Origin of the sequence: Mangrovibacillus cuniculi, from assembly GCF_015482585.1 — a bacterium.
GTDB lineage: Bacteria > Bacillota > Bacilli > Bacillales > R1DC41 > Mangrovibacillus > Mangrovibacillus cuniculi.
In genome coordinates, this window is record NZ_CP049742.1 from 2,359,280 (window position 1) to 2,384,391 (window position 25,112).

Annotated in this window: 27 protein-coding genes and 1 riboswitch; of the genes, 12 read left to right on the top strand and 15 right to left on the bottom strand. The window is 34.9% G+C overall.

Annotation, left to right across the window (positions count from 1 at the left end):
• Nucleotides 1-115 precede the first annotated feature (115 nt).
• The 4 genes from G8O30_RS11945 to G8O30_RS11960 all read left to right on the top strand — a co-directional run bounded on the left by G8O30_RS11945 (nt 116) and on the right by G8O30_RS11960 (nt 2,860).
• Entirely contained in the window at nt 116-487 is a 372-nt protein-coding gene (locus G8O30_RS11945; RefSeq protein WP_239672282.1) for a GntR family transcriptional regulator, read from the top strand.
• Entirely contained in the window at nt 477-1,349 is an 873-nt protein-coding gene (locus tag G8O30_RS11950) for an ABC transporter ATP-binding protein (protein WP_239672283.1), read from the top strand. The genes G8O30_RS11945 and G8O30_RS11950 overlap by 11 nt, the downstream gene beginning before the upstream one ends.
• Nucleotides 1,342-2,037, top strand: coding sequence for a hypothetical protein (locus G8O30_RS11955; RefSeq protein ID WP_239672284.1), 696 nt, complete (start codon nt 1,342-1,344; stop codon nt 2,035-2,037). The genes G8O30_RS11950 and G8O30_RS11955 overlap by 8 nt, the downstream gene beginning before the upstream one ends.
• Nucleotides 2,038-2,203: 166 nt before the next feature.
• The gene (locus G8O30_RS11960) at nt 2,204-2,860 is read left to right on the top strand and encodes a hypothetical protein (RefSeq protein ID WP_239672285.1); all 657 of its coding nucleotides are present in this window, start codon (nt 2,204-2,206) and stop codon (nt 2,858-2,860) included.
• A gap of 41 nt (nt 2,861-2,901) precedes the next feature.
• Here the strand turns inward: G8O30_RS11960 and G8O30_RS11965 are convergent, their stop codons facing one another.
• From G8O30_RS11965 to G8O30_RS11990, 6 genes are all read right to left on the bottom strand, one after another.
• Nucleotides 2,902-3,825 carry a hypothetical protein gene (locus G8O30_RS11965; protein WP_239672286.1) on the bottom strand — a complete coding sequence of 308 codons (924 nt, stop codon included), beginning with the start codon at nt 3,823-3,825 and terminating at the stop codon, nt 2,902-2,904.
• 362 nt (nt 3,826-4,187) lie between these two features.
• Complete coding sequence (locus tag G8O30_RS11970; protein WP_239672287.1) at nt 4,188-4,556, bottom strand: DUF4870 domain-containing protein; 369 nt, start codon at nt 4,554-4,556, stop codon at nt 4,188-4,190.
• A gap of 189 nt (nt 4,557-4,745) precedes the next feature.
• Nucleotides 4,746-5,174 carry a DUF1801 domain-containing protein gene (locus tag G8O30_RS11975; protein ID WP_239672288.1) on the bottom strand — a complete coding sequence of 143 codons (429 nt, stop codon included), beginning with the start codon at nt 5,172-5,174 and terminating at the stop codon, nt 4,746-4,748.
• Nucleotides 5,175-5,337: 163 nt separating this feature from the next.
• Nucleotides 5,338-6,093 carry a hypothetical protein gene (locus tag G8O30_RS11980; protein ID WP_239672289.1) on the bottom strand — a complete coding sequence of 252 codons (756 nt, stop codon included), beginning with the start codon at nt 6,091-6,093 and terminating at the stop codon, nt 5,338-5,340.
• On the bottom strand, nt 6,086-6,805 hold the full coding sequence (locus G8O30_RS11985; protein ID WP_239672290.1) for a hypothetical protein: 720 nt from the start codon (nt 6,803-6,805) through the stop codon (nt 6,086-6,088). The genes G8O30_RS11980 and G8O30_RS11985 overlap by 8 nt, the downstream gene beginning before the upstream one ends.
• A 173-nt stretch (nt 6,806-6,978) precedes the next feature.
• Nucleotides 6,979-7,479: a hypothetical protein gene (locus G8O30_RS11990; RefSeq protein WP_239672291.1), complete on the bottom strand. Its 501-nt coding sequence runs from the start codon at nt 7,477-7,479 to the stop codon at nt 6,979-6,981.
• Nucleotides 7,480-7,617: 138 nt separating this feature from the next.
• On the opposite strand from G8O30_RS11990, the gene G8O30_RS11995 reads away from it, so the two are divergent.
• From G8O30_RS11995 to G8O30_RS12015, 5 genes are all read left to right on the top strand, one after another.
• Nucleotides 7,618-7,938: a DUF3784 domain-containing protein gene (locus G8O30_RS11995; RefSeq protein WP_239672292.1), complete on the top strand. Its 321-nt coding sequence runs from the start codon at nt 7,618-7,620 to the stop codon at nt 7,936-7,938.
• A gap of 192 nt (nt 7,939-8,130) precedes the next feature.
• Nucleotides 8,131-9,750, top strand: a complete 1,620-nt coding sequence (locus G8O30_RS12000) for a sensor domain-containing diguanylate cyclase (protein ID WP_239672293.1) — start codon at nt 8,131-8,133, stop codon at nt 9,748-9,750.
• Nucleotides 9,751-9,923: 173 nt separating this feature from the next.
• Nucleotides 9,924-10,099: riboswitch (cobalamin riboswitch) on the top strand.
• Between the two features lie 130 nt (nt 10,100-10,229).
• On the top strand, nt 10,230-12,494 hold the full coding sequence (locus G8O30_RS12005; protein ID WP_239672294.1) for a ribonucleoside-diphosphate reductase subunit alpha: 2,265 nt from the start codon (nt 10,230-10,232) through the stop codon (nt 12,492-12,494).
• 6 nt (nt 12,495-12,500) lie between these two features.
• On the top strand, nt 12,501-13,541 hold the full coding sequence (locus tag G8O30_RS12010; protein ID WP_420844574.1) for a ribonucleotide-diphosphate reductase subunit beta: 1,041 nt from the start codon (nt 12,501-12,503) through the stop codon (nt 13,539-13,541).
• A complete protein-coding gene (locus G8O30_RS12015) occupies nt 13,538-13,993 on the top strand; it encodes a flavodoxin domain-containing protein (RefSeq protein ID WP_239672296.1) in 456 nt (151 codons plus the stop codon). The genes G8O30_RS12010 and G8O30_RS12015 overlap by 4 nt, the downstream gene beginning before the upstream one ends.
• A 140-nt stretch (nt 13,994-14,133) precedes the next feature.
• Here the strand turns inward: G8O30_RS12015 and G8O30_RS12020 are convergent, their stop codons facing one another.
• The 3 genes from G8O30_RS12020 to G8O30_RS12030 all read right to left on the bottom strand — a co-directional run bounded on the left by G8O30_RS12020 (nt 14,134) and on the right by G8O30_RS12030 (nt 17,802).
• Nucleotides 14,134-15,423, bottom strand: coding sequence for a DUF4179 domain-containing protein (locus G8O30_RS12020; protein ID WP_239672297.1), 1,290 nt, complete (start codon nt 15,421-15,423; stop codon nt 14,134-14,136).
• On the bottom strand, nt 15,407-15,943 hold the full coding sequence (locus tag G8O30_RS12025) for a sigma-70 family RNA polymerase sigma factor (RefSeq protein ID WP_239672298.1): 537 nt from the start codon (nt 15,941-15,943) through the stop codon (nt 15,407-15,409). The genes G8O30_RS12020 and G8O30_RS12025 overlap by 17 nt, the downstream gene beginning before the upstream one ends.
• A gap of 173 nt (nt 15,944-16,116) precedes the next feature.
• Nucleotides 16,117-17,802, bottom strand: coding sequence for a methyl-accepting chemotaxis protein (locus G8O30_RS12030; protein ID WP_239672299.1), 1,686 nt, complete (start codon nt 17,800-17,802; stop codon nt 16,117-16,119).
• Nucleotides 17,803-18,170: 368 nt separating this feature from the next.
• On the opposite strand from G8O30_RS12030, the gene G8O30_RS12035 reads away from it, so the two are divergent.
• Nucleotides 18,171-18,782 (top strand): DUF421 domain-containing protein, encoded by a 612-nt coding sequence (locus G8O30_RS12035; protein WP_239672300.1) that lies wholly within the window; start codon nt 18,171-18,173, stop codon nt 18,780-18,782.
• A gap of 78 nt (nt 18,783-18,860) precedes the next feature.
• Here G8O30_RS12035 and G8O30_RS12040 read toward each other — a convergent pair whose 3' ends face one another.
• Together G8O30_RS12040 and G8O30_RS12045 are read right to left on the bottom strand one after the other, a co-directional pair.
• The gene (locus G8O30_RS12040; RefSeq protein ID WP_239672301.1) at nt 18,861-19,217 is read right to left on the bottom strand and encodes a DUF1761 domain-containing protein; all 357 of its coding nucleotides are present in this window, start codon (nt 19,215-19,217) and stop codon (nt 18,861-18,863) included.
• Between the two features lie 124 nt (nt 19,218-19,341).
• Nucleotides 19,342-19,851 carry a hypothetical protein gene (locus G8O30_RS12045; RefSeq protein WP_239672302.1) on the bottom strand — a complete coding sequence of 170 codons (510 nt, stop codon included), beginning with the start codon at nt 19,849-19,851 and terminating at the stop codon, nt 19,342-19,344.
• 225 nt (nt 19,852-20,076) lie between these two features.
• Between G8O30_RS12045 and G8O30_RS12050 the strand changes: the two genes are divergently transcribed.
• Entirely contained in the window at nt 20,077-20,247 is a 171-nt protein-coding gene (locus tag G8O30_RS12050) for a hypothetical protein (protein WP_239672303.1), read from the top strand.
• 811 nt (nt 20,248-21,058) lie between these two features.
• Here the strand turns inward: G8O30_RS12050 and G8O30_RS12055 are convergent.
• The 4 genes from G8O30_RS12055 to G8O30_RS12070 form a co-directional block, all read right to left on the bottom strand.
• On the bottom strand, nt 21,059-21,613 hold the full coding sequence (locus tag G8O30_RS12055) for a hypothetical protein (RefSeq protein WP_239672304.1): 555 nt from the start codon (nt 21,611-21,613) through the stop codon (nt 21,059-21,061).
• A gap of 281 nt (nt 21,614-21,894) precedes the next feature.
• A complete protein-coding gene (locus tag G8O30_RS12060; protein WP_239672305.1) occupies nt 21,895-22,449 on the bottom strand; it encodes a restriction endonuclease in 555 nt (184 codons plus the stop codon).
• Between the two features lie 562 nt (nt 22,450-23,011).
• The gene (locus G8O30_RS12065; RefSeq protein WP_239672306.1) at nt 23,012-23,476 is read right to left on the bottom strand and encodes a hypothetical protein; all 465 of its coding nucleotides are present in this window, start codon (nt 23,474-23,476) and stop codon (nt 23,012-23,014) included.
• A 495-nt stretch (nt 23,477-23,971) separates the two neighbouring features.
• Complete coding sequence (locus G8O30_RS12070) at nt 23,972-24,187, bottom strand: hypothetical protein (RefSeq protein WP_239672307.1); 216 nt, start codon at nt 24,185-24,187, stop codon at nt 23,972-23,974.
• 253 nt (nt 24,188-24,440) lie between these two features.
• On the opposite strand from G8O30_RS12070, the gene G8O30_RS12075 reads away from it, so the two are divergent.
• The gene (locus G8O30_RS12075) at nt 24,441-24,974 is read left to right on the top strand and encodes a GNAT family N-acetyltransferase (RefSeq protein WP_239672308.1); all 534 of its coding nucleotides are present in this window, start codon (nt 24,441-24,443) and stop codon (nt 24,972-24,974) included.
• The last annotated feature ends 138 nt before the right edge of the window (nt 24,975-25,112 follow it).

Sequence of the window (25,112 nt, forward strand, 5' to 3'; positions counted from 1 at the left end):
TTACTGGAAAATATTTTTAACAAGTTTTTCTAAAAAACATTGACTATTTTCTAACCAGTGTCATATAGTTAATTACATGAGTAACTAACCAACGAAGTGAGGTGAACAAAACTTCATGCAATTCGATGAAAGTAAGCCCATATTCCAGCAAGTGTATGACTACATTGTGGAGATAATTTTACGCGAAGATCTCTCCGAAGAATCACAAGTACCTTCTACGACGCAGTTCGCAACTAATTTTCAAATCAACCCTGCTACTGCAGGAAAAGGTATTAATCAGTTAGTCGATCAAGGCATTCTATATAAAAAACGAGGTGTTGGCATGTTCGTTGCACCAGGTGCAGTGGAACTGTTAAAGCAGCAGCGAAAAGAAAAGTTTTATCAGGATTATGTGGAACCACTTGTTGTAGAGGCTTCTCGATTAGGAATTAACAAAGAGCAATTAGTTCAATTAGTAAAAGAAGGAGCGTGGAAAAATGAAGGTTAATGTTCGCGATTTACACTTTTCAATCCATGGAAAAAACATTCTTCAAGATATGAACTTTGCATTACCAGAGAATTCTATCGTAGGTTTATTGGGACCCAATGGTGCAGGTAAAACGACACTTCTTCAAATTTTAGCTGGTATTGATGAGCCAACAAGTGGAAACGTGTTAGTGAATAACTTAGATCCGTTCCAACATAAACAAGGCAGAGAACAGACTTGCTTAATTATTGAAGATGGGAACTTTCCAGTTAACTTTAAGATTAAAGAAGTTTTATCTCTTGCGAAATCTTTTTATCCGAACTGGTCACAAGAGAAAGCAAGCGCATTGTTAAACGTGTTTAATTTAGAAAAAGACCTTAGAGTAAGGCAACTGTCAAAAGGAATGGGAAATGCACTTGCGGTGACGGTTGGGATTGCGAGTCGAGCACCTCTCACTCTTTTCGACGAGCCGTTTAATGGAATGGATGTGCAGTCTAGGCAGGTCTTTTACAAAGAGTTATTAGAAGATTATGTGGAAGTGCCACGAACAATTATCCTATCTACGCATTTTACCGATGAAGTTAGCAAGATGTTTAACCATATTGTCCTTGTAAATAAAGGGACTGTTCCTTTGTCTATTTCGTTTGAACAGATGCAGAAATCTTGCTTTAAAATTTGCGGTTTACCTAACGCCATAAATGAATTAACAACAGAAATGGAAGTCCTTCATTCAGAAAGTTTCGCAGGAAAAGAAACTCGATACGTTTATAGTCCTCTTCGACCAGTACCGACTTCAGCTGATGTGGAAGTAGAAGTCATGTCTTTACGAGAAGTTATGTTGTATTGGCCCCATACATTAAAGGAGGTAGCAACAAATGTTTAAAGGAACTTTCTATTTTCTATGGACTGACGTCAAGAAACCGTTACTAATCTTTACTTCTTTATATACTTTTTTCACTTTATTAACTGTCTTAGTTTTTGCGTCTGTGACCTCTTGGGAGTACACACGTATTTTTCATACTGTCCCAGTGTTTATCTTTTTATCAATCTTTGGATCTCGTTTTCTAAAAGATAGTTTTCAGCCATTGTTGAGATTAGGTTGCTCCCGTTCTGCCTTTTTCCAATATGGATTAGTGTTTATTATCTTCTTAACTGTATTATTTACGTTTATTGATACTTCCTTATATTATTTAGTCTATTTCGCCATTGATGTTTTTCAGATTGAAAACATACAAATCTATCACTTCTCAGAATTCCTACAACTAGACTCTTCTCTCTTACTTCAAGCTTTCTTAAACTTTACCTTATTTACATTTATTGTTGTCATCTCACTATTCTTTAATAGTTTTATGTATCGTTTCGGTATGGGATTGTTTTGGGGTATGATCTTGCTATCAACATTTCTATTTGTGATACCGGTTGTGCGAAATGAGGCTTGGGAATTAGTTAAATTATTCTTTTCTGACAGTGCCCTATTTTATTGGAGCCTCCTTTGGGCGGTCACATCTGGATTGTTCTTAGTGGTGTGGGCAATGATGCGTTCGTTTCGTTATCGATTAGGGAGGTTGTAGTAGCTCTGCGCTATCAGTATCTTTCTTTATTCTTTACCGAAAGCTCCTTTCAATATGATAGGAGCTTTTTAAAATTTTTCAGTTATTATTTACCATTTTTATTCTTTGGGATTTTATTACTAACTTCTACCTTACATGTTACCATTAGTAAAAAAGGATGTAACCGATGAAAACTCTGCACATTTTTATGATAGCATTTATATTTATTAGTACGCTAATCCTTACCTTCTATGACCTCTTTATTATCTCAACTACTTTAAAAGAATTATTACTACCGAATTTAGAATATAACCCTATAATAGACATTATCTTCGGTACAATTGGTGCATTTCTCTTTTTGTCCATTTTTACCTTTGCCCCCCATGCATTTGGTGTGTATCATGTGATGATGCGCTACGAGAATCTAAAAAAATATATCTTGCCCTTTACTGCTTTGTTTACTCTGTTCTCTAATAGTATGTATTTAATTAAGACTATGATCAGTAATTGGGCTGTTCATAGTTATTACTATAGGAGAGAGCAGGAATGGGTGTACGAAGTGGATAATTACTTTTATTTATTTAAGTTTCATTTATTACTAATTTTCTTTTTTGTATTTACAAGTAAGAAAAAAGTAAAAACGAATTATCACACATTATCCGTTATCACCATCACTGCTGGACTCCCGCTTCATTTGTATATCATGGGAAGCTCGCATTTATTTACGATTATCACCTTGGCTAAAGTAAGAGATTGGTTTCTTTACTTTGGAGTCGGCGTGCCGGTAGCGTATTTGCTTCTTCTTAGCGGGAAGAAACTTTTTATAAAAGGAAAAAAAGCTTAGCTAAAATACCCTTTGCTACGCTTTTTCTATCATATTATTCATTAATTTTTATCCTTTACCACCCAACTATCACCGATTAGTTCATATTCCTTAGCCTTAGATTCTCCTGGCTGATGACAAGTAATCTCCCTTTCTTCCACGTTCTCTTCCACTACAGTACACTCTTCTACATTTCCTGCTAGTTGAATATGGTAGCGACCTTTATGTTCTACTATTTCACCTTTTTCCTCAAACAACTGATTAACATGGGTATCAACATTTGTACCGATAAGAGATGCGTATCCTCTTAAGTATCTTTGTTCGGAAAAAATGTCAAAAGACCATTGAGCCCAGTCTAGTGGATTCGTGACAGTCATAAGATATTCATCAGGTGGATATACCGTTATGTTGTATGGTTCTGTCAATGCAAAAGCTGCCTCTACTTGCTGTTCTACCCAATATTTTGATACTCCTTTAAAGCTCAGGAACAAAATGGCTACAATAGCTGCTACTTTGTATATCCAAATTCGATGAGATGATAATAGAAAGCTTAGAGCCATAATGCATAATAAAGTGAGAAACCAAGGATCACCTAATTCTAAATAATGCAAACTGATTTGTTCTTTGGAGAATGGATAGATTAACGGCGCTCCATGACCTACACTGTCATACAGTAAGTGTCCAAAGATAACTGCTAAACTATTACACATCCAAGCTACGATAAATGTTACATGCGTCAATACGAACCGAACCAACAATCCAATTGGTAGCGCAATAATAGGTGAAAATACTATAGCATGAGTCCAATAACTAAAGGTTCGATTACCTAATAAGTCTGGAAATATCCCAGCTACACCACCGAAAAACATTAGAATACATTTTTCTTTCCATGTTAATTCCTTTTTTCCTACTACAGCAACAGTGAAACTTAAAGTTAATGCTCCTACTAAGGCGTGTGAAAGTACGTGTAGAAATAATAATAGCATGTCAAATATGGCATCTCCTTATTTATTAAATTGTCTCTAATTGGATATTACCATATACTACCTTAAACAATTTCTTATTATTTTCTTAAGATTTTTGGATTTAATATAAACTGACCCAAGAACCCTACATGGTGTCTAAACTCTTTTTAGGATTTCAACTGTATTTAGTTGTATTGCTGTTAGATCAAGAGTCATAATTTATATTTACTCGAGAGTGACTTAAAGGGTTTAGGAACACAAACAGCTCCTTTCTACTAGAAAGGAGCTGTTTGTCAAACCAATTAATCTTTATCATTTTTTTCTTGCTCTCTTTTTATTACTCAAAAATCCGTTTTGCTTAGGCTGCATGGTGGCCAATGTAATTATTTAATAAAACGAATAGTTAAAGGGTACATATACATTCTGCCCTCACTCGCTCTAACTGCACCAATAATAGAACAAATAAGATGAAGTAAAAAGATAACAGGAACAAGCAGAAATCCAATAAAAATTAGACAAAGAAGTGCTGCTACCATGCTGTAAATAAAGATGCTAATTTGAAAATTAACCGCTTCTTTCCCACTCTCATTAACGAAGGTGCCTTTTTCTTTAAATAATAACCATAAAATAATCGGAGCTAACACGAATCCTATTCCGGTTATGAAACCTGTAAAAGTAGAAAGATGGATGAACATAGCATACTGTTTCTCGCTCGCATGTAAATTATTCTTCTGATTTTCGATATTTTCCACTAACACACTCCCCTTCTTAACCCGTAACACATTATACTTATCTTATTAAACAAAATTAATATTTAGTACAATAGTACAAAATTAATTTATCCATAAAGCTTCATTATATATAATATATCTAATCAGTAACTTGAAAAGTATTAATTAATCCTTAACATCTATCTATGTATTTTTTAAATGTGTTATTATTTACCCTTCATACACCCTAATCCATTCCTGTACGTCCATCTTCCTAACTAATTCTCCAATTAAGTTATAAGGGATCTTTTTCGGATTTGAAAATCGAACACAGCTTTTCCCCATGTTTAACTTCGTACTCGTATGCTTTGGATACTCTTCTTCAAACCAATGCAGGAGCTTTTGACTACCGTACAATCCCATATGGTAAAGACCGATGTGGTTCTTTCGGGCAGCAATACCAATAAAAGGAAGTGCCGTGTCTTTTTTGCAATGATATCCGTTTGGGTAAATGGATAGTGGAACAACATATGACGGCATACCATATTGCATTTCTAGTTCAAATCCTTCGGGAATATTCTCATCAATGACTTTTTTCAATGCGAGTAAAGCATCTTGCCATTTTGGATCTACATTTGCTAAATATTCTTCTATCGACATTATTTTTATGCTCCTTTATGTTGTTTTCTTTAAAGATACAGCTTATGAAAAGCAGTGTTATCATATATTACTTACAAAACTTCCGTAGTAATAGTTTTTTGTAATTTAAACTATAGCATACGGAGCGCCTGCGTTAAGTATACAGCCTATTTATCTTACTCACCTACTTCATTTTATACCTATCTATCTCCTCTTGACTGGTTAAATTAACAAACTCTGTATCTACTTGACCTGTGGAATAATCAGATCCGTTCACAGATATCGGAAGTCCTTGTCTAGGTCCATTCTTCATTACTGGAACCCATTGATATAAGAAAAGATTATGCGAAAAGTTACCAAAGAACAGTGAATGTTGCTCTGGTAAATTACTTTGTTGGATTTCACTTATCGTAGTAGACCACTGTCTAGTAAACTTTTTCACACCATACGTTTTACCTTCTAAATCTACTTTTTCTTCTAAAAACACTTTTGGACCGTATTGATGCGTTACACCGTTTAGGATCCTATACTGTCTATCTTTAGTTAAATAAAAGTTAATTCCTTTCATTTCATCATCGGGGTGAATATTCCAAACTATATGATAAGTAGAAGGATCTTTTTTATCTAACATCCATAACTCTGGATCACCTTTGGACCTAATATTAAGGACTTTCCAATTGAAATTTTCCCATGCCCAATAGCTTACCCCATATTGATTGTCTTCAGATATAAAAGGAACAACCACATGTCGATTATCTAGAAAGATGATGTCTTGAATTTCCTCCGCTTCCACTTCTGGAAACAACACATTAATATCCTCCACTAATTGTTCTGTTTTTGGAAGAACACCTGAGCTACTGTATCTTGAAGTTAAAAAATACAGAGAGATAAGCAAAAGTACGGCAAAGAGTAGAATAAATGCTATCTTTTTCTTATTCATTTTTTTCACCTACTAACAACGAAACTTCAGAACGGAAGTAATAGTGTCCTTTGGATGTAGCAACATAAATTCCTTTTCCGTCCTTTTCAATATATATTGCGCTATTCACGCCGCTTCCCCACTTACCTTTTGCTCCTTCTAGTAAGTAAGGAAAGCGTTCTTGCTTATCAGGATTTTCATACCCTTCAAATGCTTCTCGATACCATTTATCACTATAAATATGAGCAGGTTTCATCTTAGCTAGTGTTGCTAAGAAATTTTGTTCGTCTAACTCCACTTCCTCCACATTCATGTAAATCGAAAGTATGGTAGGATCATCTAGCTTTGAAATAAACGTAGACGGATTATCATTGGCATACATCACTGGATAGACAAACATGGCTACAGTCCCCAACGTTAAAAATATTAAATTAGACCAAAATCCTAACCAAGCAAATCGACGATACTTTTCCCATTTAGTTTGATCCTTTCTCCAGATAAAGTACAAAATCCATACTCCTAATGGCAGAAGTGGAATTCGTATTAACTCCGTATCTACAGTGTAATTAAACGAAAAGCAGAATAATCCTATGTAAATGATGACGAAGATTTTCCACACTTTAATCTTTTCGGTTTGTTTCTTTTGAATTCTGTAGGCAAGATAAGCTACAATGCCCCAGCTAAGTAATAAAAAAAAGATTTCTATTATGTTTGAGGTATAGTTAATATTCATGTATTAAGTCGCCTCCTTTAGCATTCTCATACTCTACTGTAATATAAATCGACACCTCAAACTACCTATATATGGATTTTATTTGTAAAAAGGTGCTAACTCTTCTTCCTAGATATGTAGAAAAAGCCCAAGTATCAACAAACTAGGACTTTTTCTAATGTAAAACGATAAATTTATCTTCTTTTTCTCTTGAAGAAAATAACCAATAATACTGCAAATCCGGCTACTAAAAGAACGAGTGTAGTCGTATAGTTAGGTTTCTTTTGTAGTTGTTCTTCTACTTCTTTCTCTTTCAGCAATAATTCTTCTTTCCCCTCAAAGAATTCATTGTTAACTTTAGTAGTTGTGGGAGCACACAACGGATGTATCCACTTCCCATTTTCTTTATTTAGGTAAAATAAATACTCAGTCCCTTTTATACTCGTACCCCAGGTGACATCTTCATATAACTTTATTACTTTATCTTCTACACCTTTATAACTCTTCTTCACTTCTACAGTAAGCAGCAACACATTACTTTTTCTTTCTATTTCTTGTACCTCTCCAATAATGACACCGTCGTATTGTTTGAATGTGATGTTTGCTGAAGGGGGTTCTATACAAGATAGAGCTTGAGTTTGTTTAGGGAAAAAGAAGACGGATAGAAAACAAACAGCAAGTAATAATTTTTTCATGCTACACCTCCTTACTTTTTCTTTTATTCATGTAAGTAGACATTACCTCCAAGTAAAAAGTTTCAATAAATATTGAAACCGAATTATAGTAATAACGTAAAGTTAGATAAAAGAATTATAAAGATGGAGGTATAAGACATGATTGGCGCTATCATAAATTTTATTCTTTCTATGCTATTCCTACTATTGGGTTTATTTTTAGCAAAAGGAAAAGGTGCTTTTCTTATAGCTGGATATAATACGTTGCCTGCTAAAGTAAAAGCCAAATATAATGAACAAGCAGTTTGTACATATATGAGTAAGGTGATGTATGGACTTAGTTTTAGTGTTTTTTTGTGGGGAATGAGTGTGGTATTAGAAGTAACTCTACTGTTTATCATCGGGACCGTATTATTTGTCTCCATTTTGATTTTTACGGTTGTTTACACAAATACTGGTGAACGTTTTAAAAGAAACTAAATTAGTTGGTTCGCTCCCTTTTATTTGCTATGTTCCTGTGACTGGCATAATCACTACATAACTTTATTTTATAGTAACTATACATAAGCAATTTATTAATTCTCTCTTTTGGTGATTTTGTCACATTTAGTCATATTTTGTTGAAAGCTGGTATACTAGTAGAAGTGTATTTGATTAAAGGAAGTGAACCGTATGAAGATTTTCAAGGGGAGTCTTCGAACACTTTTGGCCATTATTTTTGCCATCGTCGTTTGCATTGTTATTGTGATCGTTAGTATGTTTATCGGACAACGATCCATTGATGAAATTGAATCAGAAATTGGCCACTCATTAGAAGATGCGGCGTATGTAATGGGAGAAAATTTGGATCAGTATATGTGGTCGAGGTATGGAGAAGTATCCATTCTTAGTGAATTACAAGAATTAAAGCAACAAGATTACCAGAATGCTTCTGATCTTTTAAATAAACTACAAGAACGATTCCCATCGTTTTCATGGGTTGGTTTAACGAATCAAGATGGGACAGTTATAGCTTCTACTAATGGAATTCTTACGGGACATGACATTTCCACTCGTCCTGTATTTACGGAAGCGTTAGACGAAGTGTTTATTGGAGATGTTCATGAAGCAGTTTTGTTAGCTGAACTCCTTCCTAACCCTACTGGGGAAACACTACGATTTGTGGATATTAGTACTCCTGTTTATGACGACGAGGACAATTTTATTGGTGTCCTAGCTGCTCATTTAAGTTGGGAGTGGGCACAAGAAGTCGAAAACTTTATGCGGGATACTCTACAAAATAGAGAAGGCATCGAGTTTTTTATTGTCAGTAAAGCAGATGACAGTATCTTACTGGGACCCAAAGACATGGTAGGAGAAAAATTAGATGTGGATAGTGTACAACTGTCCAGAGAATCTAATAAGGGATGGACCATTGAGACGTGGTCAGATGGAAAGCAATATTTAACCGGATATGTTCTTACCGATGGTTACAGCGACTATCCCGGTTTAGAATGGACCGTTTTAGTACGACAACCTGTTGATGTAGCCTATGCACCTGCAAAAGAACTAGTTAGATATATTTTTATTGTTGGAAGTATGCTTGTTCTTTTCTTTGCGATCGCAGGATGGTTTATTGCAGGTAGAATTACGGATCCACTTAAACGCATTACTACTGTTGCTGATAATTTACGAGATGGTGCTACGGTAACGATTCCTAAGTATGAAGGAATACGTGAAATTGAGATCCTATCTACATCGCTAAGAGACTTAGTGACAAATTTGACCACTACGGAAGTTCAATTAGAAGAAATGGAACATGTGGCTCACCGTGACTTTTTAACTGGATTAGCAAATCGAAATGGATTTGATCACTTTTTGGAACAAGCAATAGATACATATGATCATCTAACCATTCTTTATTTAGATCTGGACGGATTTAAAGCAGTTAATGATAAATTTGGTCATGATGCGGGAGATAAACTTCTAATAGAAGTTGGCGCTCGTTTAGATCAGTTTGTTCAAAAAGATGATCTGGTATCTCGGATTGGTGGAGACGAGTTTGTCGTTACCCTCTCCTCTTCTTCTAATTCGATTGAGCATGGAAATATGGTTGGAGAGCAGCTTATATCTTTGCTCAATAAACCTTTTGTTATAGATGATGTAATGGTTTCCATTGGATGTAGTGTGGGTGGAGCAACTTGGTCAAAAGGTGACAATATAAGCGATGTTATTCGATTGGCGGATCAGGCATTGTATAGTGTGAAACGTAGTGGGAAGAATCGTATGCTTATGCACGAGGAAAGTACGTGAAACTAGCACCGAAGAAAGGAGTCTATTAGGACTTTCTCTTCGGTGTTTATTTTTTACCCATTTAAACCTACTGTCTAAAAGATTACTAGAACTGTTGTAATTTTCTTCCGAATATAATAAGATAGATATGAAAACACAATATATTGATAGATTAACAATTTTAAAAACTACATATTGTACGCAAGATAATAGATGCACAAAGTGCTTAATAGGGAATTTGGTGCAAAACCAAAGCTGCCCCCGCAACTGTAAGTGAGGACGAAACGAATGTAACCACTGTGAAATACGGGAAGGATTCGGAGTAGAGAGATTCACAAGCCAGGAGACCTGTCTATTTTCTGCCGTTTTCTTTTTTCGGGGATGGAGAAAGGAGTCGATTGCAAAGTGAAAAGATCCTTTTAAGCGCTCTTCTTTTCCTTTGCATTCCCCTCACTCCCATTCAATTTAATGAATGGTTTTTTTATTTTAGGAGGGATTTTATGAACGCATTAAAAACTAAGGTACATAATTTACATTGGCTAACGGAATATGATCTAGATGTACAAGAACTAGTACCTAAATTAGGAACTGTAGAAATGGAGAAGAAATTGGACGTTGTATTAGAGTATGCCGTTAATCGAATTTCTATTGATAATCCTAAGTGGTCCTATGTAGCTTCTAGAGCCTATTTACTAAAACTTTACAGCGAAGTAGAAAGAAATAGAGGTATTGGTAGAAACTATGCAGATGGTGATTTTTATTTACTAGTGAAGCAATTAAGTTACCAAGGAGTATACTCCAACCAACTACTAGATTCCTATACAGAACAAGAGTTAGTCGAAATAAGCAATGTCATACAAGAAGAACTAGATAAGAAATTTACTCATATTGGGGCATTTCTTCTCTCTGATCGATATTTAGCGAAAGATACCAACAATCAAATTGTAGAATTACCACAAGAACGTTTCATGATGATTGCTTTATTACTGATGAAAGAGGAAGAACGAAGTAAACGATTAGAACTAGTAAAAGAAGCCTATTGGGCTTTAAGCAATCAGTATATGACTGTCGCAACCCCTACCTTGGCCAATGCTGGTAAACGCAGCGGCCAGTTATCATCCTGCTTCATTGATACAATGGACGATTCCTTAGACAGTATCTATCTGACTAACCATGATGCTGCTAGAGTAAGTAAAGCAGGTGGTGGCGTGGGTATTTATATGGGGAAAGTTCGAGCATTAGGGTCTGCTATTCAAGGAGTGAAAGGTAGTTCATCTGGGATTATTCCATGGATAAAATTATTAAATAATACAGCCGTTAGTGTTGATCAGTTAGGTCAACGACAAGGTGCAATCGCTGTATATATAGATATTTTCCACAAAGATATTATGAATGGCTTCTTAGAACTAAAGACAAATAATGGTGATGAACGTAGAAAAGCGCATGATATTTTTACCGGTGTATGTGTGCCAGATTTGTTCATGAGAAAATTAGAAGAAGTGGATTCAAATGGTCGTAGTATTGGGGAATGGTCTGTTTTTTGCCCATACGAAGTAAAGCAATTGATGGGCTGGAAAGATGAACTAGGTAATGCGCTTGGTTTAGAAGATTTTTATGATGAGGAAGATCAACAGCTCTTTACAGAGAAATACCACGAAGCACTAAACCATCCATTGTTACCAAGGCTTACCTATCGTGCGATGGATATTATGACAAGAGTCATGATTGCTCAATTAGAAACGGGAACTCCCTATATGTTCTACAGAGACGAAGTGAATCGACAGAATCCTAACAAACATGTCAGAGGAAAAGGGAGAACAGCCATTTATTGTAGCAACTTATGTACAGAAATTATGCAGAACATGTCTTCTACTATAGTGGTAAACGAAGAGATGAAAGAAGAACAATTCATTACTCAAACACGTGAAGCAGGTGATTATGTGGTGTGTAACCTCTCCTCTCTTCACTTGCCTAACGCTGTAGAATCTAATGAACTGGAACGCATTATCTCCATACAAGTGAGAATGCTAGATAACGTGATTGATATAAATAATCTTCCACTGATGCAAGCATCTAGGACAAATAAGAAATATAGAGCAATTGGGTTAGGCACGTTTGGATGGCACCATCTACTTGCAACAAAGCATATCTATTGGGAATCAGAAGAAGCAGTAGAATATGCTAGTCAGCTATATGAAGAAATTGCTTATCACACCATTCGCGCATCCATGAAATTGTCAAAAGAGAAAGGCACTTATCCTTTATTTAGGGGTTCAGATTGGGAAAACGGTAATTATTTTACCCGTAAAAATTATTCTTCTAACAGATGGCAAACACTTAAGGAAGACGTAAACAAATATGGTCTTCGAAACGGTTGGTTAATGGCTGTTGCACCGAATTCTTCTACTGCGAAAATCGGTGGAAGTACGGATGGAATTGATCCATTGTTTGCAGTGGAATATGTAGAGGAAAAGAAAAACTTTCGGTTTGGCGTTACTGCTCCTGACTTAACGCATAAGACGTATGAATTTTATCGTAAAACGAGAGATAAGTTAGATCAACACTGGAGTATAGAACAAAATGCCGCAAGACAGAGACATATCGATCAGAGTATTAGTTTTAATTTATATGTTCGACATGACATTAAAGCAAAAGAGCTATTGTCTCTCCATTTACATGCTTGGAAAAGTAAGTTGAAATCAACCTATTATGTGCGCAGCACTTCTCAAAGTGAGTTAGAGGCATGTACTGTGTGTGAAAGTTAAGGGGGAATGAACATGAAGCTGAATAAATCGAGCATTTTTGATAGTCATGGACCTATGGTAACGACAAGTTTGCTTAACGGCAAAGTATCTGGCGTACTAAATTGGAATAATATCGCCTACCCACAAATGTATGATCTTTACAACGTGTTGCTATCGAATTTTTGGAAAGCACAAGAAATTAATATGCAAGATGATATTAAACAGTGGGAGACCTTATCAGAGAAAGAAAAGTCTACGTTTCTCCAAATTAATGCTCAATTAGCAGCATTGGATAGTATTCAAACACCTGTCATGTATCATGTCTTAGAATATGTGACAGATCCTAGTTTTAAAGCCATTTTCGCTATTATCTCTCAACAAGAAGCAGTACATAATGAATCGTACTCCTATATTTTAAGTTCCTTAATTCCTTTACAGGAGCAGCATAAGTGGTTTGAAAATGCAAAAAATGACCCTTTAGTAAATAAAAGAAATGCTTTTATTATGGAAGGATATAATGCTTTTTTACAAGAGCCAACGGTAGAAAACATCTTAAAGTTAGCTGTCTATTCCATTGTTTTAGAAGGCATTTACTTCTATTCAGGTTTTGCCTTTTTCTATCATTTAAGTAGAAAACAAAAAATGGTGAAAACGAGTACAATGATTAGTTATATTCAACGCGATGAGCTACAACATGCTTACTTCATGTCTCAATTTGTTCGTATTGTTCGAAAAGAGAATGCAGAATTAATTACGCCTGAAGTAGATGAATGGATAAAGAACACTATTATGAGAGGTGTGGAGTTAGAAAAAGAATGGTCCACCTATATCCTCTTTTCTGTTGAGGGTATAGAAATGGATGAATTCCACGCATATCTTGAGTATTTAGGTAATAAACGATTACGACAATTGGACTTACCTAATGCGTATAAAGATAATTCTAACCCAATGCCTTGGATCCAAGTGTATGATGATCAGAAGATTAATGAGACAAAGTCTGATTTCTTTGAACAAAAGTCTAGGTCTTATGCAAAAGTGTCTTCTTTAAATGGATTTGATGAATTGTGATCATTCGAGCTTTAATAATTTATCACTCTATATCAGGTAACACAGAGATGTTAGCAGGCTGGATTCAACAGGAGTTTGAGAAAATAGAGGTTTTGGTGGATTACTATACCTTAACTGATCTACCTAATGTTGATCTTTCTGTATACGACATTATTTCTCTAGGGACCTATACTTGGGGAAATGGTGATATTCCAAGAGAATGGGATACGTTTTGGCCTCTATTACATGATAGCCACTTACCTGGAACTGTTTTTGGTGTTTTTGGAACAGGTGATACGTTTTATCCTAATTTCTGTGGAGCTGTTACCAGAATATGTGCACAGTTAGAGAGTGTTGTGTTAGTTGCGTGTGCTTTAAAGGTGGAGTTGCAGCCACAGGAGCAGGATAGGGAACGTTGTGCTAAGTTTACGGAGGTGTTGGTGAATAGAGTTAGCATAGATTCTTATAACTAGTAGATAGTTTAGTAAAAGCGGACCGTCATCAGGTCTGCTTTTACTATTATCTTTTTTTATCTATAGATATTACTGTCACTCCCTAGAACATTAAAGTTTTTGATTTTTTTAATAGTAGATTCCTAGCAGGCACATCTGTTTTATTTAACTTTTATACGAGTTTCTTTTTGCAAAACATTGGACGTACCATTTATTTGTAGAGTAATCGTTGAACCTTCTATTTCTTGTGGTAAAAAATAGTGTAGTTCTCCTGGTACTTCCCCACTTGATACAGTTGAAATACGATACTCATTTCCTAAGTTATCAACCACATCACCAAATACGGACATAAATGTATTTTCTTCATTTTGTTTTATATGAGAGAGAACTACTTGTTCACCTTCTATTTCTTTTATAGAAAGATTCATGTCTTTCGGAGAACGTAAGATTTTTCTATTTTCTACATCAATGATAACTTCCATATCATTCTTCGGTATGGCTTTTATACCATCAAATACAACATACAACTCTTCTGGATTTTCAAAAAATGGACTACTAGTGTAAAAAATCCAATCATCTTTTTCCCCGCTACTAGTTCTAGAATCCTCTGGCAGCCATTTGTTCCCTTTCGTATCTTGGAGATGTAAGTTTTCAAAGCCAAAGAACTGATAGGTATTATTAGAATCTGATGTAACTGAGATTGCTACACTTGTAGGGGACACTTTTACCTTATTCACCATAATCCTTTGCCCGTGTATAACCGCTTCCATTTTGACGTTATATTCTTTAGAAGGAATAATATCTTCTTCGCTAAATTGAATAGGTAATTCCCAAGTATTCATCACTTTTCGATTATCATTAGTTAAATGGAAATCTAAACTTCCAACATCTAAAGGGCCATTCTCAAAAAAATAAACTTGTAGGGTATGCATATTCTCTTGTGCATCACTAGCAGGACTATAAAAACTAGAACTATACATTAGCTCTTCACTGTTTTTTCCTTTTATACTTGGTATAATGCTCGTTTCCTTACCCCAAGACGAGTCATGTTTATAGAACACCACAATGCGTTCTTCATCGACAATGAGCGAGTCAATGTAAAGCTTTTTTCCGTGATTATCTAGAGTCTTATCTATAGGATATAAGTAATCATGGTATAGACTACTTATTAAGCTCGTATCACCTCTAACTGCAATTACTAACTTTTCTAATCCAGGTATCTCTCCTATAAACGCAGCGACTGTATCCGACACCCGGATGGTTCCTATCAAACTAAAGCATAGTAAAGAGGCTGCAATTAGTAATGTATAGCGCTTGTATCTCCTCTTTTGCTCTATTACTCCTCTGTTGACACCTCTACTAATAGCGTCGTGGAGCTGAATTGAAGGAACAGGTAGTTCATCTATCTTTTCCTTCTCTTTTTTTAACTCTTCTTCACGAATGTTTCTCACGTAGGCTTTCTCCTTCCTCTGTTAGCTCCCCTTTTAGCGTAGACAACCCTTTACGTATCCATGTTTTTATCGTTCCTTTTGGACGGTCCATAATATAAGCAATCTCTTCAACAGGTAAATCATGAAAGTATCGTAACGTAATAACATGCTTATATGGTTCTTCTAAAGAAAGAACAGCACTACGTATGTCATAGGAGATAGAATTATCGTCCACTTGCGCTTCACCGTTCACTTTTTCTGTGACAACCAGCTTCTGTCGTTTTCTGAACTCATCATGGCAATAATTAAACAAAATTCTGGTTAGCCAAGCCGAGATATGAGCTGGATCTCTTAGCTTTTTTATCTGCTTGTATGCTCTATAAGTTGTTTCTTGTACCGCTTCTATCGCATCATGTTCATTATGGAAATAAGTAAAAGCTATTTTATAAAGACGTGTTTGATGCAAACGCATGACCTGTTCAAAAGCTTGATTGTTGCCGCTTTTTGCTTGTTTTATTAAAACTATTGTCTCTTGTTCCAATGCTGTCCCTCCCTTCTTATAGGTTAGACTGTTTAATAAGGATAAACGATTTATTTTTATTTTTTTAATTTAGGCATTTACAAATCATCAGTTATGCACGGAGGAGTATAAAATGAAAAAATACTACTACCTAAGTAGGCAGTAGCATGGTTTGGTAAAAGTTATGTTCACTATTAAACCTGAAATCTATTAATCATTCCACTCAGCCCCTCCGCCAAGTTAGAAAGAGCATGTGCTGACGCAGAGATTTCTTCCATTGAGGCCATCTGCTGCTCTGCCGCAGCTGCTACGTTTTGAGAGTGCATGGATGCATCATCAGAAATAGCTGTCAGGTCTTTAAAGTGCAAAGTGACTTCATCCGTATTTATCGATACCTTATCTGTCGCCTCTACCATCACTTTAATTTGATTTGTTAAGGAATTCATAATCTCTAAGATTTCTTGGAAGTTTTGTTCTGTTAGACCTACTATCTTTAACCCATCCTCCACTTCCACTGTTACTTGTTTCATAGAGTTGTTGGATTGGACCATGTCTTTTTGTATTTCTTGAATTAAAGCAGTTATTTGTGAAGAAGAGCGTTGTGATTGTTCAGCCAATTTCCTTACCTCGTCTGCTACGACTGCAAAACCTTTTCCATGCTCCCCTGCTCGTGCTGCTTCAATTGCCGCGTTCAGAGCTAAAAGATTAGTTTGTTCTGCGATAGAGGAGATTACATTTGTAATGTCTCCAATTTCCTTTGATCTTTGGTCTAATGACTTGATAGCTTCTCCACTAGACTTTACCGAACTACTGATTGCTTCAATTTGTTGAACGGTTCTAGTAACTAATTCTCCTCCATTATTAGCTTTAGAAGTTGCCTGTAAACTAACTTTTGAGATAGTATTGGCATTTTTCACAATATCTTGAATTCCAAGGCTAACTTCTTCTAAAGAAATTGCACTAGTCTTAATACTCGTAGTAGCGCCATCTGCACCACTAGCTACTTCTTGAATAGACTCTGCAATTGTTTCTGAAGCTTTGCTAGTTTGTTCTGCACTTGCAGTTAATTCTTCTGAGGAAGCAGCTACTTGCTCAGATGTGTTCATCACTTCGTTCATCATTTCTTTAAGATTTTTTGTCATATCATTAAAATGAACCGAAAGTGTACTTAATTCATCTCCTGCTTTATCATCAATAGTTGAAGTAAAATCACCATTTCCTGCTAGTTTAACACCTTCTGTGATCTTCCTTAATCTCTTATTTATTTTAGCAGTAAAGACAAAAACACTCGTTCCTGCTATCACAATCATTAATACAATAATAGGTAAAAACGTTGTGAAAAAGCTAGATATAATTTTATTAATAATATTTTGGGAAGCTCCTACATAAAAAATACCAATCGTTTGGTTATTTCCATCTTTAATTGGCATATACGCAGTTTGATACATTTGTCCTACCACGTCTGCCTCTCCATAGAAGGTCTCTCCTTTGGTAATGACCGCTTCTGTTACTTCAGGAGAAGCCGTTGTGCCTACTGCTCTATTTCCTTCTTTAATGACATTCGTAGCGACGCGTGTATTACCTTGAAAGATAGTTACTGTATCTCCTGTATCCCTTCCAATGGTATCTACTAAGTCGAAGTTGTCATTCATTAAAACAGATCCTTTGTATAGTTTATCATCCTTTATTTCCCAGTTACCTGGATAGTGAGTATCTATGTAACGATAGGCTAACGCTAGATCTCCTTTTGCTTTTTCTACCGCAAATTCTTTCACACCTTGCGTAATTTCATGGTGAACAACAAACCCAATGACAGTAGATAAAACCAAGATTATGCTGGTTACCATGATGTTTATTTTTGTTCCTAGTTTGAGCTTCATAGGGTCACCTTCTTTATACATTTTATACTATCAATATCGACAAAATGCGACAGAATTTTAGGGTAGATTCATCAGTTTTTAATGAATATTCAGGTGATTAACCTAGTAAAATATGGTTTAGTAGTAAGTTATTAGAAGTATATAAAAGAAGAAGTCCAAAACAATAATAGTTAGTCCCATATTACAAATGAAGCTTTCCTGCCTCGGTTTTGAAGGTATCTTTACTTTTTTACCTTTGGGGAAAATTCACTTTTTTTTAGAAAATTATTAAATACTAGACATACTTGGATAAATTCATCTTTTGTAGTTAACAGTAAGACAGATAATTACATAGAAAAAATCCAAGTATTGAAAAGAGGTAATATAAAATGGATTGGATATGGAAAGCCATTCTTATTGTAATGGCCGGGACTTTGTTGTTACGCTTAGCTGGAAGGAAATCACTTTCCCAAATGACATTAGCTCAAACGGTCATCATGATTGGGATTGGTTCATTATTAATACAACCAGTAGCAGGAAAAAACATTTGGACTACTATAGGTGTTGGATTAGTCTTAGTTATTACGTTAATGGTAATAGAATACTTACAGGTCAAAGTTAACATGTTCGAAAAATTTATAACTGGGAAATCCAAGATATTAGTAGAAAATGGAGTAATTAACGAAAAGAACTTTAAAAAATTACGATTTACTGTTGATCAACTAGAAATGAAGTTACGACAACAAGGAATTAGTAAAATAGCTGATGTGAAATGGGCTACATTAGAACCCAATGGACAGATGGGGTTTGAATTGATGGACCATGCTAAACCAGTTACGATGCAGGAGTATTCAGTTCTGCTGATGCAATTGCAACAACTGAAGAGTCATTTTGGGATTCCACCTTATAAAAGTCCTTCCAAAAATGCTATGGAAGATATGGATATTTTCAGTGAGGTAAAGGACAGTGTTGATAAACATTCCTCGGAGGCACTGCAATAAGTAGATATTGGGACTATCTTTGAACAGGATATAGAGACACAGAGATAGGTATCTTTCCTTGTGTCTCTAATGTACTGATTACATAAAATAACCGTGAACAGCACCAAGAATCGTAAAAATAACAAGATGATCCCCAATTGCTATATAAAAGTATTTTCTTTCTATTAATTTAAACATCGTGTTTTTTACATACATTAAACTGATAAGAAACCCAATTATTAGTCCAATCATACCCCCATTGAAGATACCTTCTACACCTGCTGCTTGTACGAGAAATCCGACCAGAAAAGAACTGATGAATGCGATTATGATAGATACAACGTAAGCCACGGGATGATTTTTTTTGTTTTTTAGTAAGATGGAGTAATATATTCCACCGTATAGCATGTACACAAATGCACCTACTAGTAATGCTGTTAGCGAAAGAGTAAACATTTCTTTCCTCCTATTGAGTTTTTTTTTTCTGTCTTTATTATACAATATGGTTGGTATATTTACTGACCGTCATAAAGATATAATTCATTTATGACTCTTACAGGTAGTTACAGTGATGTTGATTTTATTTCCCCCAATATTCAATAGTTATATCTGAATACTCGTCCACACTCATAACGAATCCAAATTTGTAGTTCTCTGATACAATAATTAGATCATCTTGCATATCTAACAAAAATTTCATTATAATATTTTTACTTTCTAGTAATGAAAGTACTAACGCTAATGGATAATTAAGAATGAGTTGGTCACAGTTCCTCGAGTATAAACCAGCTGTAGGAGGGTAAAACAAAACTGTTTCTTGTTCGTAACTTTTATAGTATTCGAAAATAAATTCAATCTTTGAATAGAGTATTTCTTCGCTATAAGGTATTTTAAAAGATTTAATATCATTGGTTTTTATGAGTTCATAAACCTTTTGATACACTTCCTCTGTTTTTAGAAAATCAAAAAACTTCTTATCTGAGATATCTATGTTATAGTAATTCTTTAAGTCGTCTATAAGTTGTATCTTTGCGTGTTTTACTTTGTTTTTAATTAGTAACTTTTCTAACTGAATTTTTCTATCACTCATTATGAAAACACCTCTGCACAATAATTCGTTACTTATATAAACTTTTATAGAGTAACTTGTAATCGATCTTCCTTTAACGTAGACATATCCAAGTACAATAATCAAGGGTGTTATCAAGGTATAAGTTTCATTTTTGAGTACTTAGAAAGTAAAACTTTCGAAACCAAAAAAGCTTGTATTTATTGGTTAGATAATGCAGTTGGTAGTTCGCCCAATAAGCCATGGATGGATAAATTAGCAGCAGTTCAAAAGGAACTTACAGAAGAGGAACTGATAAGAATAACTAATTGGATTTTAAACAATAAATGTTTAGAAAGAGAACAAGTTACCGGATGGATTGATGATGTTTATAAGAGATTCGAAAAATCTTCTGCATGGTATTTAAAAATGAAATAAGAACATGATTGGCGAACTGGGATAAATACTGTGTATCTTGAGAGCAGTCCCCACAACTCATTAAAGGTAAGAATATAAGAAAATGGTGGGACGTTTGACGTTCAGCTTAGATTAGACTGATGATCAGTATTTATACTAGTTCAACAGTTGGACTATAACTTGTAAGTATTTCAATTATGTCATTTGGTGTAAGGAACACATAATGCTCAACTTGATTGGGCTCAAAAACACCCGCAGATTCATCAAGAAACCAATTAATATATTCAGAGTTTCTCACTTTAAAAAATGTCCAATCAGAATAAAAATTTGTACCTTATTGTCGTTCTAAGTAATCAAGTTTTTTTATAACGAACCTTGATCTGTATTTCTGTAAGATAATACTCCTTCTTCATACTTAACTAAGACTTTTACTTTATCTTTTTCATCGCTAAATTTAATTGTAATCCCTTCTATACTATTAATAAAAGAGTCGTTGAATAGTTTTGGTGGTAATCCATTGATTGGTACCCACCTTTCCCAGTGTTCAAAGTCTATTCCTCCTATTTACTACATCGAGTTTTATTTGTATCACAGATGATGTAACATATCCTAAACAGTTTCCTGGAAACCGACACACTTAGAGCTACATTATATCTTTATCAGTTTTTGAATAAAACATGTGACAGTCACTTGAGTCCAAATTATCAAAAGGTAAATAGGATGTAAAATACCGAGAATTTAGAGTAACTGGTAAATAGAAGACAAGAAAAGATGCAAAGTGAGTTCTTTGCATCTTGGGTAAAAGTAGTTTAGTTGAATAATTGTTCTAAGCTTACGGAACCAGAACTGCTGGTACTGTAACGTCGCAGCAATCAATGTATGTTACTGTACCTTGAGGTAAATTAGGGTCTACTAATTCAATTCGTAATACTGTTGCTTCTGGGCACTCAGGTAGTTCACGAACAAAAACTACATTCACGTCGATAGAATTTGGAGATGGTGTAAAAGTATATCTCTCTCTATCACAACAAGATAGTTGACAACAAATTGTTTCGGTAAAGCATCTTGAGAAATTAAATATACACTCAATGTCATTGCCAACTGTCAACTGATAATCCACTTTTAGTGTCACAGTCGTTTCACAACTCCCTGGAAGAACTGGGTCAGTAAAGGAGAATGCCCCTCCTATCACTTGTAATGTTCCTGGTCCTTCTACAAAAGTACATCCATTTCCACAGTTATCTCCATTTACTACTAAACAAGCAGAAAAGTCCTCTGGTACAAAGTCCTCATTTTGTTTTAGAACTTTGACGTTTGGGTAAATCCAATACGGTGTACCATCTCCATTAAAATTTGGTGTACAACTACCTTGTGGAAAAATTGCCATGCTACTTCGCCTCTCTTTCAAAATATTAACTTACGAGTTATTTATATGAAAGTATATACAAATGAGAGAGGGCTAATAGCTTAGTAGTTTACCTAATTTCCATACATTTTTGTCTAATATTGTAATTAATGAGTCTTTCTACCTGTTTCCTTTGGTTGAATCTCCTATTAGGCATGGTGATTTGGCTTAATCTCTACTTTTGCATTATCAATAAAGTGATTTTCTTTTATGTTAGAGAGTCCTTTTTATATATGGTGGGGTAACTGCCTGTCTCAAAATATTTACCCCGTAGTCCTACCAATCCCTCTATCCCCTTTGTTTTCTTGTAGCATCCAATCCATTAGCTCCTTACGATCAACCAACCGTACTTGGTTTGAATTTGCCAATTTTTTAGCTTGTTCTGTAAAGAAGCTATTAGTTATCACCCAGCACTCATCTGCTTTATAATAGCATTTTGCTGAAGCTACTTCCTGAATCGCTTTCACTCCAACATTTTTCTTATACCTTTTCGCTTGAACAACAATTTTCTTAGCTTTTGCAGTAATTACTAAGTCCGCGCCATAGTCTCCACTTACTGGTGTTAACTGTACATTATATCCTTTTGCTTTTAATAATGCATGAAGGTATTCTTCAAACTTCCTTCCCGACATTTTATCGACTTCTACGATACCTGACTTTCTAAGTTCTAGTTCTCTCAGCGTATTAACTATAAATGCAAATATTAAAAAAACACCAATAAATACTATTATCCCTATAGTTAATAAAGGATCAGCTGTTAACATAGACCATATTAGGTCTAAGCCCATTTTAAATCCGTCAAAGAACTCAAGATCCATAATACTCTCCTTCTATTACTTTATTATGTGTAAATATCTATTAATTTACATTTTTATTATATCAAACTATATTCCACTATTCTTTGAATACTAAAAAACACAAAGTAGCTGAACAAATATTAGGAAGTGACTGGTAACCATTCTTTTAAACAACTGTCGCACTATTGCTTCTCCGTCACACCCCTTCAAAGTAGGTAACACGACTGTTAGAAATATGTTCTATTCATTCGATTAAATCAGGGGTGCCGTTTCAACTATCACTAACTTATATTCACTAGCAAGTAACTCCACACAAGTATGAGATCTAATATATTCAGTTCCACCAGTAACCAACAATGTCTTCATCTAAACGACTCATAAAAAAACCCTGCCAAATGGCAGGGCTTTAAAATATGTTAAGAAGTCTACTTTTTGTAATTTGTCATGGTAGGCAATTCGACAAATAACGAGAAGTGACAAGCACCTGTTCTCATATGTAAAAACATTGTAAGATAAGGTACCTGTCCCTCTGTTTCGAATTTATTTATGTTAGGAAGAAATAGGAATGATTTGTTTAAAATTATTATGCTACTTCTGAAATACTTATGTTTACATCATTTACAAAGTTTTGGACTTTATCTTTTTCAAGGATAGAAATTTCCATAGAAACAGGCTGCCCAGCGTTATTAGTAATAGTCATTTTACTTGTAAAACTATTTAAAAGTGGTATTAGACCTATAGCTAAGAAAAGCAAAGCCCCCAAAAATGAATTACCAATAGAACCTAAAGCTGAAAAGACGAAAAATAAACCAACTAGCAGTCTAACAAAATGTAATTTCGTTGAAACACTTACGCTAGCAATATTTTTTAAAGGAAAAGACACTTCATTACGTCCTAAAGGAATTACACCTAGAAGTGTATTTGGTTGATATCCTATAACTCTTTTGTTTGTTAGCGATAAATCTGTCTTAAGCCAGAATAGAGCTAAATTTGTTGTGAAATTTTGTGACTTATTTATAATTTCATCTTTCCCTAAAACTAAACTCATATATATTCCTCCTTCAAGTTCTGTATTATACTTTATGTAGTGTACTAGCACAGTTAAGTTAATAATTATTTGATAAAAATATCCTAAAATACTTAATTATCAATGAAATTCTTAAAGCACTATACTATAACGGTCACTTTACACAATCTATCATACCTATTCCAAAAGACCTAACACACTATATATCGGTATATAGATATATTTATTTAGTTTTACTTCTCTTTTTTGACTTTAAGACTTCCCTTTGAAATACGACAGAGTTAGGCATAGATTTAAATTATGTAATTTAACAACAAATTTAATATTAAATTTGTTGTTAAACTCGTATAAGAAAGTAGAAGTTACTCTTGGATGTTTTTTTGAAAATGCTAAGAAAAGGTAGCACAAGGGGACAGGTATTGTGTTTTTATAAAAATACTAGAAGTTTAAAGTTTATATATCAAATAATTATAAAAATATAGTAAGTCAAGGACCCTGTCACTCTGTCTTACATTGCTAATACATGACAGGTTGTTGTACAGACTCTCCTACTACCTTGTAGCCAGCAAAGTGGATAACACCTACAAAGTCATGCGCTTCATTCATATGTCGTACTCGTACTTCTGCCTCCACCGTCACATCTCCTTCATAGAAGGTAATACGTGTGTTAGAAATACGTTCAATTCGTTTCACAACGTCACGAGTACTGTTACTTAAATTATCAATTATCACTTCCTCATACCCACTAAAAAGTAACTCCACACAAGAGTATGAGATTCAATACATCCAGTTCCAACAGTAACCAACACTTTCTTCATTTATGCGCCTCCTAAAAAACCCCTACCGAATGGCAGGGATTTAAAATATGTAAGGAAGTCTACTGTTTGTAATCGTCATTGAAGGCAATTCGACAAATACCGGGAAGTGACAGGCACCGGTATTTGATAGATGTTAGGTTTAACCTATATCTTTTAGGAGGGAAAACATGATCTACCTAGAAACACCACGTTTAATACTACGCTCTTGGAAAGAATCGGACTTGTTACCCTTTCAAGAGATGAATGCCGACACAGAGGTCATGAGGTATTTTCCTGATACTCTATCATATGAAGATACAGAGCGATTCTTAGCTAACATTAAAACAGAGTTTAACAATTTCGGATATGGTCTATATGCAGTGGAACTGAAGGCAACTCAGGAGTTTATCGGATTTATCGGGTTTCACTGGGCAACATTTGAAGAGAACTTTACACCTTGTGTGGAGATTGGATGGAGACTTACGCAGGGGGCTTGGGGTAATGGTTATGCAACGGAGGGAGCAAAAACCTGCTTACAATACGGATTTCAAGAGCTAGATCTATCTGAAGTCTATAGTTTTACTGCGGATATAAACTACCCATCTAAACGAGTGATGCAAAAGATTGGGATGAAGTATGTCAGACACTTTGCTCATCCTAAAGTGGACACAGATAGCCCTTTACAAAAGCATGTTTTGTACCGTATTGGCAAGATCGAATAGATAGAGTATGGAAAGAGAGCCATCCGTTTTCTGTGATGGATGGCTACTTTTCCTAATTTTTTCATAACGCTTTACTGAGAAATGATGGGTACGAGTTATTACACGGTTCTAAAAAATTCCTTTTCTGATTTGCAGGGC

Coding starts and splice junctions, on each gene's coding strand:
- G8O30_RS11945 (WP_239672282.1), top strand. CDS start 116: ATGCAATTCGATGAAAGTAAGCCCATATTCCAGCAAGTGTATGACTAC.
- G8O30_RS11950 (WP_239672283.1), top strand. CDS start 477: ATGAAGGTTAATGTTCGCGATTTACACTTTTCAATCCATGGAAAAAAC.
- G8O30_RS11955 (WP_239672284.1), top strand. CDS start 1,342: ATGTTTAAAGGAACTTTCTATTTTCTATGGACTGACGTCAAGAAACCG.
- G8O30_RS11960 (WP_239672285.1), top strand. CDS start 2,204: ATGAAAACTCTGCACATTTTTATGATAGCATTTATATTTATTAGTACG.
- G8O30_RS11965 (WP_239672286.1), bottom strand. CDS start 3,825: ATGCTATTATTATTTCTACACGTACTTTCACACGCCTTAGTAGGAGCA.
- G8O30_RS11975 (WP_239672288.1), bottom strand. CDS start 5,174: ATGTCGATAGAAGAATATTTAGCAAATGTAGATCCAAAATGGCAAGAT.
- G8O30_RS11980 (WP_239672289.1), bottom strand. CDS start 6,093: ATGAATAAGAAAAAGATAGCATTTATTCTACTCTTTGCCGTACTTTTG.
- G8O30_RS11985 (WP_239672290.1), bottom strand. CDS start 6,805: ATGAATATTAACTATACCTCAAACATAATAGAAATCTTTTTTTTATTA.
- G8O30_RS11990 (WP_239672291.1), bottom strand. CDS start 7,479: ATGAAAAAATTATTACTTGCTGTTTGTTTTCTATCCGTCTTCTTTTTC.
- G8O30_RS11995 (WP_239672292.1), top strand. CDS start 7,618: ATGATTGGCGCTATCATAAATTTTATTCTTTCTATGCTATTCCTACTA.
- G8O30_RS12000 (WP_239672293.1), top strand. CDS start 8,131: ATGAAGATTTTCAAGGGGAGTCTTCGAACACTTTTGGCCATTATTTTT.
- G8O30_RS12005 (WP_239672294.1), top strand. CDS start 10,230: ATGAACGCATTAAAAACTAAGGTACATAATTTACATTGGCTAACGGAA.
- G8O30_RS12010 (WP_420844574.1), top strand. CDS start 12,501: ATGAACATGAAGCTGAATAAATCGAGCATTTTTGATAGTCATGGACCT.
- G8O30_RS12030 (WP_239672299.1), bottom strand. CDS start 17,802: ATGAAGCTCAAACTAGGAACAAAAATAAACATCATGGTAACCAGCATA.
- G8O30_RS12035 (WP_239672300.1), top strand. CDS start 18,171: ATGGATTGGATATGGAAAGCCATTCTTATTGTAATGGCCGGGACTTTG.
- G8O30_RS12040 (WP_239672301.1), bottom strand. CDS start 19,217: ATGTTTACTCTTTCGCTAACAGCATTACTAGTAGGTGCATTTGTGTAC.
- G8O30_RS12045 (WP_239672302.1), bottom strand. CDS start 19,851: ATGAGTGATAGAAAAATTCAGTTAGAAAAGTTACTAATTAAAAACAAA.
- G8O30_RS12050 (WP_239672303.1), top strand. CDS start 20,077: ATGGATAAATTAGCAGCAGTTCAAAAGGAACTTACAGAAGAGGAACTG.
- G8O30_RS12055 (WP_239672304.1), bottom strand. CDS start 21,613: ATGGCAATTTTTCCACAAGGTAGTTGTACACCAAATTTTAATGGAGAT.
- G8O30_RS12060 (WP_239672305.1), bottom strand. CDS start 22,449: ATGGATCTTGAGTTCTTTGACGGATTTAAAATGGGCTTAGACCTAATA.
- G8O30_RS12065 (WP_239672306.1), bottom strand. CDS start 23,476: ATGAGTTTAGTTTTAGGGAAAGATGAAATTATAAATAAGTCACAAAAT.
- G8O30_RS12075 (WP_239672308.1), top strand. CDS start 24,441: ATGATCTACCTAGAAACACCACGTTTAATACTACGCTCTTGGAAAGAA.